Genomic DNA, 12,498 nt, shown 5'->3' with positions numbered 1-12,498 from the left:
GCCCGGCCTTGAGATGGGCCGTTCGACCCAGTCCCGGTTAGTGCGCGGGCAAGCCGCTTTCGAGTTGGCGCTGCAGGTCGCGCACCTGGCGCTGGGCGACGCGCAGCTGCTCTTGCGCGGCAGTCTTCTGCTGAGCCAGTGCCAGTGCTTCCGCGCGCGTTTGCTGCTGCTGGTTCGCAACGATCGTCTGCTGCTGGCGGGCTACGTCAAGATCCGCTTGCAGACGGTTGGCGCGGCCCTGTGACAACGCGATCATGCGTTCGGTGAACGCCTTCTGCGCTTCGAGTTGCGTGCGGCGAATCTCTACGTTCGACAATTGCACAGTCTGGCGCACGAAATCGCGATAGATCATTTCGGCGCGCGCCGCGTCTTGCGTCTTGATCACGCGCCAGAAGTTCTTCTGCTGGAAAAGCGCCACGTAGTACGTCATTTCCTTGCCGTGGAATAGCAAGCTCGTTCCATAGCTGGCGTTGTACGTGGTGCGCAACTCGCTGAGTTCCGAGCCCTTGATCAACTGCTGCAGTTCCGCGACGTTCCCCGCGGCGGATTGCTTGACCTCGTCCGGCGTAAGCGCGGATGTTTGCACTTGCGTCTGCACTTGGGCCTGCGCCGGCAGCAAAGCGGACGCCAGTGCGGTTGTTGTGGCCGGTTCGGCAACCAACCCGGGCGTTGCGCTGATATCGGCCTCCGGCTGAGCCTGTGCGCACGCGACTTGTGCTATCCCCGACGCCATGATCGCGGCGACGGCGATCAGTCGTAATTTCGACTTTTGGTCCATGTCATTCCTGCTTCGATAGTTTTAATTTTAGTTCCTGATCATCTCATTATTACTCACTTTCGCGAACTTCGGGCCGTTCGTCGAAAATTTGTACCGACCGGTGTTTTTGAGTTGGGCCTTCCGGCGGAGGCTGTCTTGTAAATTGGTGAAGATGTGGGATTGTGCGGCCTCAGCGGCTGCAAACGACCGAGGTTGCAATGGTTGCGTCAGGACCGGGTCGCCGCGCGGGGCATGCGCTCTCAACGTGGACTGCCTCACCGTGTCGCACGGTTCGGCGCAGATACAGTCGGCCGTTTGATCCAGTCAGCGCCCTACTGTTGGAACTGACGGGCGTCTCGGGTGTGGTGACGGTCGACTCAGTCAGCTCCAGCGACTCCAGAACTCTTGAACACGTTGACGAGCCGGTTCATGACATCGCCATGCAGCTTCGGAACCCGTAATTGATAAGGATCCCGCATTAACGCGATTAACGGGCGAGGCATCGGGCCACTCGGGCTAAGTCCAATGTCGCAGAGCTGCCCTGCGTTCACACAGGCTTCGCGTGCCTGCGCACAGTGTTACGCCGTCTGTTTCGTTCGATACGACGCACGTTTATTTGCATGCGGGCCCTCACCCGCCGCTGAGAGCTTCGTCGATCACTTCAGCCCTCCGACCGACGATACGAACCACTGCAGTGCTGGACCTTCAGGTGCTACAAGCGTCCGGCAAAAACACCCGTCGAAAGCACGTCGCTCAGGCCGCATATCGAAGCCATGCTCTGGTATCAGTTCAATACAGCCGCAAAGTGCCGCAGTCTGATTAGAGGTTCCACTATCAAACGACAGCCGCACTTTGACGCACACTTAACGTATTCTGCGCTGACGACACGAAGCGGCCATGCGAAGCCGCAAACCGGGCTAGCGCCGCTGGCGTCAGGAGAACCCGAAGCATCACGCGAGATCGCGAGTCCAAGGTCTCGTGATACGGCTTCACGCGATGCCAAAAACGCTGCGCGACCACGATCGCGCTGTCTTTTAACAAGGAGGAAGACAATGATGCAGTTCACTCAACGCGCTCGCGCGGTCGCGCTTCGCACAGCGAAACATGCAGCGTTTGCCGGCGTACTTCTCGCCAGCGCCGTCACCGCGATGGCGCAAACGGACACTCCGGTAGGCACCTGGCAGACTATCGACGATCACACCGGCCAGCCAAAGGCACTCGTGCAGATTTCCCAGGACGGCAGTGGCACGCTAAGCGGCAAGGTAATCAAGGGTCTCGGTCCGAACGACCAGCCAGATCGCCGCTGTACTGCATGTACCGACGCGAGCAAGGACCAGCCTATTCTCGGCATGACCATTATTAGCGACATGAGAAAGGACGGTGAAGCCTGGGATCACGGGCAGATCCTCGACCCCGAAAATGGCAAGCTATACAAGTGCAAAATGCGTCTGGAAGAAGGCGGCAATAAGCTCGTAGTGCGCGGATACATCGGCGTGTCGTTGCTTGGCCGATCGCAAACGTGGGTTCGTCAGCAATAATGAATGAGCGCGGCCCGCGCTGATCAATCCAAAAGACAAAGACAAACGGCCGACGATATTATCGTGCGGCCGTTTTTACGAGATCTCGCGTGATTGAAGTCGTCATGCAGCGTGTTTGAAGGGCGACGCGAAAGCAAACGGGGAAGACGGCAAGGGCTTGGCCGGTGCCGGCTTTTGCAACGTGGGCGACGTATGCGCCGTGGGCGCTGCCGGCACCGGCGCCTTTTCTACTGCGACCACGCTTTTCTGTTCCGCGCTCAGGTGCGTGCGCATGCGCGCCTCCATCATTGCGCAAAGTTCTTCACTCGCTGTGCCGAACAACTGCTCCATGACGCGCTTTAATACGCCTGATTCGTACCAGGCCTTGAAGCGGCGATGACAGGTTTGATAAGACGGGTATTTGCGCGGCATGGCAGACCAGGTAGCGCCGCTATACATTACCCACAACACGCCGTTCAGAACAGAACGGGTATTGGCAAGCGGGCGTCCGCGTAGCTCAGAGCGCGGGCGCAGTTCGGGCAGCAACGGCGCAATGCGTTGCCACTCTTCGTCGTTCATATCGCGGTAGGGGTTCATGGTTTCTCCTTTGTCAGATACTCGACAAAGATAGCCACTCGCCCAAACACGGAACATCAGAGCAATCCGAATCCTGAAAATACGCCTTTCGACCTAGTCCGCTAGGCCGAAGCGGCGTGAGCTATCGCAAAAGGAGCGCCCGCGGGTTTCCAAAAACAGACCGGGCCCTGCTCAGGTCAGCGACGTATCGACGATCCGGCGCGGCGCATCGAGATACTCTTTGCTCTGCATTTCGACGATCCGGGACACCGTGCGCGTGAATTCGTTAGCCATGGGTCCATCGACGTAAAGCTCCTCGGGCGGCACCGCCGCCGACATCAGCAGCTTCACCTTGTGGTCGTAGAACACGTCGATCAGCCACGTGAAGCGGCGCGCTTCCGACGCCATGCGCGCCGACATCTGCGGCACCGCTGACAGAATCACCGCGTGGAAACGGCTCGCCAATTCAAGGTAGTCGTTCTGCGAACGGGGACCGCCGCACAACGTCGCAAAATCGAACCAGACAACGCCGTCGGCCTTGCGCAGCGCCTTCAACTCGCGTTTTTCGATATGCAGGATCGGGCTTTCGTCAGGGACCGCGGCGAGGCGCGCGAACGCGTCGCGCAACGCCTTGTCGGCGGCCGCGCCGAGCGGCGTGTGATACACCTCCACTTGAGCGAGAGTGCGTTGCCGGTAGTCGATGCCTGCATCGACGTTGATCACGTCGAGCTTCTCCTTGATAAGCTCGATGGCCGGCAGCATGCGGTCGCGGTGCAGGCCGTCAGGGTACAGCGTGTCGGGGTCGTAGTTGGACGTCATCACGAACTGCACGCCGTTTTCAAAGAGCTTGTCGAGCAGGCGGTACAGGATCATCGCATCGGCAATGTCCGACACGTGAAATTCATCGAAGCAGATCAGCCGGTAGCGCTTCGCAACGCGTCGTGCGAGTTCGTCGAGCGGATCGGCCTGGCCTTTCAGTTCTTCCAGTTCGCGATGCACTTCGCGCATGAATTCGTGGAAATGCAGCCGCGTTTTGCGCTGCACCGGCACGATCATGTAGAAGCTGTCCATCAGGAAGCTTTTGCCGCGCCCTACTCCGCCCCACATGTACACGCCGCGCGGCGGGTCCGGGCGGTTGATGAGCTTTTTCAACGCATTCGAGCGGCGCGACTTGTACTCGACCCACTCTTCGTAGCACCGCTGCAGACGGTCGACCGCCGCGCGTTGCGCCGGGTCGGATTGGTAGCCCCGCGTCTGCAGTTCTTTTTCGTAGTATTCGGTGACGTTCATCGTGTTGCTGCGAAAAGAAAGGCGGGAGGGAGTGAACCCGCCCGCCTTTGTGGTGATGCCAGAGTACGTTCAGTCAGGCGTGCGCGATTACATGTTCAGTGCGCGCTTGTCCACGGCGAGTGCCGCTTCGCGCATGACTTCCGACAGCGACGGGTGCGGATGGCAAATGCGGCCGATGTCTTCCGACGCCGCCTTGAATTCCATCGCCACCACGGCTTCCGCGATCAGGTCCGATGCGTTCGCCGAGATGATGTGCACGCCGAGCAGTTCGTCGGTCTTTGCGTCGGCGATCATCTTGACGAAACCGTCCGCCTTGTTGATGCCCAGCGCGCGGCCGTTCGCCATGAACGGGAACTGGCCCGTCTTGACTTCGCGGCCTTCCGCCTTCAGTTGCTGTTCCGTCTTGCCGACCCACGCAATTTCCGGTTCCGTGTAGATCACCCACGGAATGCAGTTGTAGTCGATATGCGGCTTCTGACCGTCGATGATCTCAGCGACCAGCACGCCTTCGTCTTCGGCCTTGTGCGCGAGCATCGGGCCACGAACCACGTCGCCGATCGCGTAGACGTTCGGCACGGCCGTCGCGCAATGATCGTCGACATCGATAAAGCCGCGTTCGTTGGCCTTCAGGCCAATCGCTTCGAGACCGAGGTTGTCGGTGTTCGGCACGCGGCCGATCGACACGATCAGGCGGTCGGCTTCGATCTTCTGCGCGTTGCCGTCCTTGTCCGTGTAATTGATTGTGACGCTGCTCTCCGTGGTCGACACTTCGCCGACCTTCACGCCGACGTGAATGTCGAGACCCTGCTTCTTGAACTGCTTGGCCGCTTCTTTCGCGAGCGCCTGGTCAGCCGCGCCGAGGAATTCCGGCAGCGCTTCGAGCACGGTCACTTCCGCGCCCAGACGGCGCCACACCGAGCCGAGTTCGAGTCCGATCACGCCTGCGCCGATCACGGCGAGCTTCTTCGGTGCCGTGTCGAAAGCGAGTGCGCCTTCGTTGTCGGCGACAATCTTGTTGTCGACCGGAATGTTCGGCAGATGGCGTGCTTTCGAACCCGTGGCGATGATCGCGTTCTTCGCCGTAACCACTTCCGTTTCGCCTTCCCCGCTCACCTCGATCTGCACGCCGGCGTCCGTCTTGCCGGTGAACTTGCCGTGACCCTTGAGCCACGTGATCTTGTTCTTGCGGAAAAGGAATTCGATGCCCTTCGTCATCTTTTCGACGATGCCGTCTTTGCGGGCCATCATCTTCGAGATGTCGACCTTCACGTTTTCCACCGAGATGCCGTGGTCAGCGAGGTGATGCGATGCGTTTTCAAATTCTTCCGACGACGCGAGCAGCGCCTTCGACGGAATGCAACCCACGTTCAGACACGTGCCGCCGAGCTTCAACGTGCCGGCCGGGTTCTTCCATTTTTCGATACATGCGACGGTCTTGCCGAGCTGCGCTGCGCGGATGGCGGCGATGTAACCGCCAGGGCCTGCGCCGATCACGACGACGTCAAATTCTTTGGACATGACAATCCTTTTGATGACGGAACGGCGCGCGGCCACACTTCGTGGCGCGGGTCGTTCCTGTACTGCGGAATGCGAAAGACGTGGTGCTTGCCTGATGCTTTATATGGCGCCGGCTCGCGCGATCGCAAGCCGGCACCGATAAAAGCAGCGCTTACAGGTCGAGCAGCAGGCGCGCCGGGTCTTCCAGCGCATCCTTCATGGCGACGAGCGACAGCACGGCTTCACGGCCGTCGATGATCCGGTGGTCGTAGGAGAGCGCCAGGTAGTTCATCGGGCGGATCACGATCTGGCCGTTTTCGACCACGGCGCGTTCCTTCGTTGCGTGCACGCCGAGAATCGCGGACTGCGGCGGGTTGATGATCGGCGTCGACAGCATCGAACCGAACACACCGCCGTTCGAGATCGAGAACGTACCGCCCGTCATTTCCTCGATCGACAGCTTGCCGTCTTTCGCCTTCTGGCCGAATTCGGCAATCTTCTTCTCGATTTCGGCGAGGCTCAGCTGATCTGCATTGCGCAGGATCGGCACCACCAGACCGCGCGGCGAACCGACAGCAATACCAATGTCGAAATAGCCGTGATAGACGATGTCGTTACCGTCGATCGACGCGTTCACCAGCGGGAACTTCTTCAGCGCGTGAACAGCCGCCTTCACGAAGAACGACATGAAGCCGAGCTTCACGCCATGTTCCTTTTCGAACTTGTCCTTGTACTTGTTGCGCAAGTCCATCACCGGCGCCATGTTCACTTCGTTGAACGTGGTCAGGATGGCGTTGGTTTGCTGCGACTCGAGCAGACGCTCGGCGATACGCGCACGCAGACGCGACATCGGCACGCGTTGCTCCGGGCGGTCCTTCAGCCACTGGTCGGCCGATGCCGGGCCCTTGACGTCCGGCAGCGACGGCCGGGCGGCCTTCGGTGCGGCAGCCGGTGCAGGCGCGGCGGGCTTCGCAGCCGGAGCGGCCTGGCCTGCCGTCAGTACGTCGCCCTTGGTGATGCGGCCGTCGCGGCCCGTGCCGGCGACGTCGCCCGACGACAAGCCCTTCTCCGCCATGAGCTTGCCGGCAGCCGGCGAAGCAGCGGTGTTCGCACCCGTTGCGGATGCGGCTTGAGCAGCCGGCGCCGGTGCGGCGGCCGGAGCGGGCGTGGCGGCCGGAGCCGGTTTCACTTCCGCTTCGACAGCGGCGGCGCCTGCCTTGCCTTCCGTGTCGATCTTGGCGATGACCTGATCGGCCGTGACGGTGTCGCCGTCGTTCGCGATGACTTGCGCGAGCACGCCGGCCGAGGGTGCCGGCACTTCGAGCACGACCTTGTCGGTCTCGATTTCGATGAGAATTTCGTCCTGGGCAACAGCCTCGCCGGGCTTCTTCTTCCACTGCAGCATCGTGGCTTCCGAGACCGACTCGGACAGCTGGGGAACCTTGACTTCAACAATAGCCATTATGAATATCCTGAATACGTATCGGGTGACGGCGCGGTGAACGACGACCGCCTGCGAACCATGTCTACCGCGTCTGGACCTTTATGCGGTCGCTGAACGCGGCGCGGGAAAGCGCGCTGCGCTTTCCCGGTTCGTCTGTTCTCTTTATTTAGCGATCGACGCGCTCTTGAGGCGGCCGAAAGCGCCTTCGACCAGCGCTTTCTGCTGCTCGTAGTGCTTCGCGTAGTAACCGACTGCCGGCGAAGCCGAAGCCGGACGGCCGCTGTATGCCAGCTTCTGTCCTTCCTTCATGCCTTCCTTCAGATGGTGCTCGATGTAGAACCACGGTCCCTGATTCTGCGGCTCGTCCTGCACCCAGACCACTTCCGTCGCGTTGTCGTACTTCTTGATCTCCGCTTCGAACTGCTTGTGAGCGAACGGATACAGCTGTTCGATACGCACGATCGCAACGTCGTTCGCCTTCGCTTCGCGGCGATGCGCGACGAGGTCGTAGTACACGCGGCCCGAACACACCAGCACGCGCTTGACCTTCTTCGCGTCGATGGTTTCTTCGACTTCGCCGATCACCGGCTGGAACGAACCCTTCGCCAGTTCCGACAGATCGGAGACGGCTTCCTTATGACGCAGCAGCGACTTCGGCGTAGCAACGATCAGCGGCTTGCGGAACAACCGGATCATCTGACGGCGCAACAGGTGGAAAATCTGCGCCGGCGTGGTCGGCTGGACCACTTGCATGTTGTGATCTGCGCACAGTTGCAGGAAACGTTCGATACGCGCCGACGAGTGCTCCGGACCCTGGCCTTCATAGCCGTGCGGCAGCAGCATGGTCAGGCCCGAGACGCGGCCCCACTTTACTTCGCCCGACGAAATGAACTGGTCGATCACAACCTGCGCGCCGTTCACGAAGTCGCCGAACTGCGCTTCCCATGCGACGAACGTGTTCGGTTCAGCCGTGGAGTAACCGTATTCGAAGCCGAGCACCGCTTCTTCCGACAGCACCGAGTCGATCACCGTGAACTTCGCCTGACCTTCGGCGATGTTCTGCAGCGGCACGTAAGTGCCGTCGTTCCAGCGCTCGCGGTTCTGATCGTGCAGCACCGCGTGACGGTGCGTGAACGTGCCGCGGCCCGAGTCCTGGCCGGTCAGGCGCACCGCATAGCCGGAGGCGACCAGCGACGCGAACGCGAGGTGCTCGCCCATACCCCAGTCGAGCTTCGCTTCGCCACGGCCCATTGCGCGACGGTCGTTCAGAACGCGCTCGACGAGCGGGTGAACCTTGAAGTTTTTCGGGACGGTGGTGATGCGCTCAGCGAGGCGCTTCAGTTCCGCGAGCGGCACAGCCGTGTCGGCCGCGTCGGTCCACTTGCGGTTCAGGAACGGCACCCAGTCCACCGCGTACTTGCTCTTGTAGTTCGAGAGCACCGGGTCGACCGTGTGATGGCCTTCGTCCATCGCCTTGCGGTAGGCCTTGACGAATTCCTCGCCTTCTTCGGCTGTGATCACGCCTTGTTGCACCAGCTTCTCGGCGTACAACGCGCGCGTGCCCGGATGCTTCGCGATGGTCTTGTACATCAGCGGCTGCGTGACAGCCGGCGTGTCCTGCTCGTTGTGACCCAGCTTACGGAAGCAGACGATGTCGACCACGACGTCCTTGTGGAACTGCATCCGGAAGTCGATAGCCAGTTGCGTGGCCAGAACCACCGCTTCGGGGTCGTCGCCGTTCACGTGCAGCACCGGCGCCTCGATCATCTTGACGACGTCCGAGCAGTACAACGTGGAGCGCGAATCGCGCGGGTCCGACGTCGTGAAGCCGATCTGGTTGTTGATGACGATGTGCAACGTGCCGTGCGTGCCGTAACCGCGCGTTTGCGCGAGGTTCAGCGTTTCCATCACGACGCCCTGACCGGCAAAAGCCGCGTCGCCGTGGATCTGCACCGGCAGCACTTGCAGGCCGCTGTCGTCGCCGCGACGGTCCATACGCGCCTTCGCCGAACCTTCTACCACCGGGTTGACGATTTCGAGGTGCGACGGGTTGAACGCGAGCGAGAGGTGAACCGGGCCGCCTTCGGTCGAGACGTCCGACGAGAAGCCCTTGTGGTACTTCACGTCGCCCGCCGGCAGGTCGTCGACGTGCTTGCCTTCGAATTCGGCGAACAGGTCAGCCGGCATCTTGCCGAGCGTATTGACCAGCACGTTCAGACGGCCACGGTGAGCCATGCCGATGACGATTTCCTGCACGCCGCGTGCGCCGCCGTGACGCACGACTTCGTCCATCGACGCGATGAAGCTTTCGCCGCCTTCCAGCGAGAAGCGCTTCTGGCCGACGTACTTGGTATGGAGGAAGCGCTCGAGGCCTTCAGCGGCCGTCAGGCGATTCAGGATGTGCTTTTTCTTCTCGTTCGAGAAATTCGGCGTGGAGCGGATCGACTCCAGCTTTTCCTTCCACCAGCGCTTCTGTTCCGGATCGCTGATGTACATGTACTCGGCGCCGATCGTGCCGCAATACGTGTCGCGCAATGCCTTGACGATCTCGCGCAGCGAAGCGCGCTCAAATCCGAAATACAGATTCGTGGCGCTGAATTCCTCGTCCATATCGGCTTCGGTGAAGTCGTAGAACGCGGGTTCGAGCTCGGGAATAGCGGGACGTTCGCGGCGCTTCAGGGGATCGAGATTGGCCCATTGCGAGCCGAGGAAGCGATATGCGCCGATGAGGGACTGCACATAGACTTGCTTTCGCGCGGTAGCGAGGTCTTCGCCACCGGTTGCCGTGCGCGGGATGAAGGCGTTGGCCTTGGCCCGTTGTGCAAACGATTCGACGATCGGGCCATGGGCCACGTCGTTGGCATTGGTGCCATCCGATGCAGGAACGTTCTGCAACGCGTCGAAATAGCTGCGCCAGTTCTCGGGCACTGACGCCGGGTTGTCGAGATATGCTTCGTACATTTCTTCTACGTACGGAGCATTGCCGCCGAACAGATAAGAGTTCGACTGGAATTGCTTCATCATTTTTACGCTCACCTTTCTTCGAGTTTCTCGAGAAATAGCGGGTTACAGAACCTTCCGCGACACGGCCTGACCGTTTAGCGGATTGCGCGAATCAAGTCTTGCTTGGAAGGACCTAAAACTTTGCACCCGGGGAGCATATCACATAACGGATATCGCAGATAGCAGACGGATCGCCGCCCGGGCCTTCAGCGACGGGCTTCAGCGGCAATTTCCAATAACGCGAATGCGCTCCGGAAATGTAAAAAGCCACCCGAAGGTGGCTTTTCACTAACAGCTCAAGCGAAGGCCAGAGGCCGTTGCGCGCTGCTTAATCTACCGCGCCCTTGCGGCTCGCGCTGCGACGCTCGTGCTCTTTCAGGTAGCGCTTACGCAGACGGATGGATTGCGGCGTGACTTCGACCAGTTCGTCGTCGTCGATGAATTCGACCGCGTATTCCAGCGACATCTGGATCGGCGGCACGAGGCGCACTGCTTCGTCGGTGCCCGATGAACGGACGTTGGTAAGTTGCTTGCCCTTGATCGGGTTCACGACCAGGTCGTTGTCACGGCTGTGAATGCCGATGATCATGCCTTCGTACAGCGGCTCGCCCGGCGACACGAACATACGGCCGCGGTCCTGCAGCTTCCACAGCGCATAAGCGACTGCTGCGCCGTCGTCCTGCGAAATCAGCACGCCGTTGCGGCGCTCGCCAACCGAGCCTTCCTTGACCGGCTGATACGAGTCGAACGTGTGGCTCATCAGGCCCGTACCGCGCGTGAGCGTGAGGAATTCCGACTGGAAGCCGATCAGGCCGCGCGCCGAAATACGATATTCGAGACGCGTGCGACCACGGCCGTCCGACGCCATGTCGAGCATTTCGCCTTTGCGGCGGCCCAGTTCTTCCATGACGCCACCCTGATGCGCGTCTTCCATGTCGACGGTCAGGTTCTCGTACGGCTCGTGCTTCACACCGTCGATTTCCTGCATCACCACGCGCGGACGCGACACGGCCAGCTCGTAACCTTCACGGCGCATGTTTTCCACGAGAATGGTCAGGTGCAGTTCGCCGCGGCCCGCCACTTCGAACGTGGTTTCGTCGCCGGTTTCTTTGACGCGCAGCGCGACGTTGTGATTCAGTTCCTTCATCAGGCGGTCACGAATCTGACGGCTCGTGACGAACTTGCCTTCGCGGCCGGCGAGCGGCGACGAGTTGACGAGGAAGTTCATGGTCAGCGTCGGTTCGTCGACGGTGATCATGGGCAGCGCTTCCGGCTGTTCCGGCGAGCAGATGGTCACGCCAATGCCGATTTCTTCGATACCGTTGATCAGCACGATGTCGCCAGCTTCAGCCGACTCGACCTGCACGCGCTCGAGACCCTTGAACGACAGGACCTGATTGATCTTGCGGTTCAGAATCGCGCCATCGGGACCCGAACGCACGGCAACGGCCATGCCCGGCTTGATGCGACCACGCGTGATACGGCCCACGCCGATACGGCCGACATACGACGAGTAGTCGAGCGAGGTGATCTGCAGTTGCAGCGGGCCTTCCGGGTCGGCCGCGCGAACCGGCACGTGCTCGAGCACGGCTTCGAACAGCGGACGCATATCGCCTTCACGCACGTCCGGGGTCAGACCGGCATAGCCGTTCAGGCCCGACGCATAGACGATCGGGAAGTCGAGCTGTTCGTCGGTCGCGCCCAGCTTGTCGAACAGGTCGAACGTCTGGTTGATCACCCAGTCGATGCGCGCGCCCGGACGATCCACCTTGTTGATCACCACGATCGGCTTCAGACCGAGCGCCAGTGCCTTCTTGGTCACGAAGCGCGTTTGCGGCATCGGGCCTTCGACGGCGTCCACCAGCAGCAGCACCGAATCGACCATGGACAGCACGCGCTCCACTTCACCGCCGAAGTCCGCGTGGCCCGGGGTGTCGACGATGTTGATGTGCGTGCCCTCATATTCGACCGCGCAGTTCTTCGAAAGAATCGTGATGCCACGTTCTTTTTCGATGTCGTTCGAGTCCATCACACGCTCGGCAACCTGCTGGTTGTCACGGAACGTGGCGGTCTGGCGGAGGAGCTGGTCGACGAGCGTAGTCTTGCCGTGGTCGACGTGGGCAATGATGGCGATGTTGCGTAGGGCGCGGGTCATAGGAAACCTGGAGACAGTTGAGTGCGCCGCTTGCTCATGCCGCTTCGCTCTTCGTATAAGAGCAATGTGAGGATAAAAACCACGACAAGCCCAATGCGCACTTTTGGGAACCCAACATTATAGCACGCACCGGTGAAGCTTTCTGGTATTCCCTGATAGGAAGCGCTGCGGCCCCACTCCCGCATGAGTAGATCTGACGTCCAATTGTCCTCACCCCTACGCGAAAACGCGCCGATTCTTGCTTGAGCGCGGATATTTC

General features: G+C 60.7%; 8 protein-coding genes. 1 reads left to right on the top strand and 7 read right to left on the bottom strand.

Annotation, left to right across the window (positions count from 1 at the left end; translation table 11 throughout):
• Positions 1-37: 37 nt before the first annotated feature.
• Positions 38-778, bottom strand: a complete 741-nt coding sequence (locus ACTJLB_RS05170) for a DUF2968 domain-containing protein (RefSeq protein ID WP_440782666.1) — start codon at positions 776-778, stop codon at positions 38-40.
• 1,031 nt (positions 779-1,809) lie between these two features.
• On the opposite strand from ACTJLB_RS05170, the gene ACTJLB_RS05165 reads away from it, so the two are divergent.
• Complete coding sequence (locus ACTJLB_RS05165; protein WP_440782665.1) at positions 1,810-2,295, top strand: DUF2147 domain-containing protein; 486 nt, start codon at positions 1,810-1,812, stop codon at positions 2,293-2,295.
• Between the two features lie 102 nt (positions 2,296-2,397).
• Here ACTJLB_RS05165 and ACTJLB_RS05160 read toward each other — a convergent pair whose 3' ends face one another.
• From ACTJLB_RS05160 to typA, 6 genes are all read right to left on the bottom strand, one after another.
• Positions 2,398-2,871, bottom strand: coding sequence for a transposase (locus ACTJLB_RS05160; protein ID WP_408130267.1), 474 nt, complete (start codon positions 2,869-2,871; stop codon positions 2,398-2,400).
• Between the two features lie 171 nt (positions 2,872-3,042).
• The gene (zapE, locus tag ACTJLB_RS05155) at positions 3,043-4,140 is read right to left on the bottom strand and encodes a cell division protein ZapE (protein ID WP_020070127.1); all 1,098 of its coding nucleotides are present in this window, start codon (positions 4,138-4,140) and stop codon (positions 3,043-3,045) included.
• Positions 4,141-4,227: 87 nt separating this feature from the next.
• The gene (lpdA, locus tag ACTJLB_RS05150) at positions 4,228-5,658 is read right to left on the bottom strand and encodes a dihydrolipoyl dehydrogenase (RefSeq protein ID WP_440782664.1); all 1,431 of its coding nucleotides are present in this window, start codon (positions 5,656-5,658) and stop codon (positions 4,228-4,230) included.
• 151 nt (positions 5,659-5,809) lie between these two features.
• The gene (odhB, locus tag ACTJLB_RS05145; RefSeq protein WP_020070125.1) at positions 5,810-7,099 is read right to left on the bottom strand and encodes a 2-oxoglutarate dehydrogenase complex dihydrolipoyllysine-residue succinyltransferase; all 1,290 of its coding nucleotides are present in this window, start codon (positions 7,097-7,099) and stop codon (positions 5,810-5,812) included.
• A 144-nt stretch (positions 7,100-7,243) separates the two neighbouring features.
• A complete protein-coding gene (locus ACTJLB_RS05140) occupies positions 7,244-10,105 on the bottom strand; it encodes a 2-oxoglutarate dehydrogenase E1 component (protein WP_440782662.1) in 2,862 nt (953 codons plus the stop codon).
• 307 nt (positions 10,106-10,412) lie between these two features.
• On the bottom strand, positions 10,413-12,239 hold the full coding sequence (gene typA, locus ACTJLB_RS05135; protein WP_020070123.1) for a translational GTPase TypA: 1,827 nt from the start codon (positions 12,237-12,239) through the stop codon (positions 10,413-10,415).
• Positions 12,240-12,498 lie beyond the last annotated feature (259 nt).

The organism is Paraburkholderia sp. 22098 (genome assembly GCF_052045935.1).
Taxonomy (GTDB): Bacteria; Pseudomonadota; Gammaproteobacteria; order Burkholderiales; family Burkholderiaceae; genus Paraburkholderia; species Paraburkholderia caledonica.
The sequence above is the reverse complement of the archived record's forward strand: the minus strand, read 5'-3'. Positions and strand labels throughout refer to the sequence as shown.

Excerpts from the sequence above, each read along its gene's own strand:
- ACTJLB_RS05170 (WP_440782666.1), bottom strand. The coding sequence starts at position 778 with ATGGACCAAAAGTCGAAATTACGACTGATCGCCGTCGCCGCGATCATG.
- ACTJLB_RS05165 (WP_440782665.1), top strand. The coding sequence starts at position 1,810 with ATGATGCAGTTCACTCAACGCGCTCGCGCGGTCGCGCTTCGCACAGCG.
- ACTJLB_RS05160 (WP_408130267.1), bottom strand. The coding sequence starts at position 2,871 with ATGAACCCCTACCGCGATATGAACGACGAAGAGTGGCAACGCATTGCG.
- zapE (WP_020070127.1), bottom strand. The coding sequence starts at position 4,140 with ATGAACGTCACCGAATACTACGAAAAAGAACTGCAGACGCGGGGCTAC.
- lpdA (WP_440782664.1), bottom strand. The coding sequence starts at position 5,658 with ATGTCCAAAGAATTTGACGTCGTCGTGATCGGCGCAGGCCCTGGCGGT.
- odhB (WP_020070125.1), bottom strand. The coding sequence starts at position 7,099 with ATGGCTATTGTTGAAGTCAAGGTTCCCCAGCTGTCCGAGTCGGTCTCG.
- ACTJLB_RS05140 (WP_440782662.1), bottom strand. The coding sequence starts at position 10,105 with ATGATGAAGCAATTCCAGTCGAACTCTTATCTGTTCGGCGGCAATGCT.
- typA (WP_020070123.1), bottom strand. The coding sequence starts at position 12,239 with ATGACCCGCGCCCTACGCAACATCGCCATCATTGCCCACGTCGACCAC.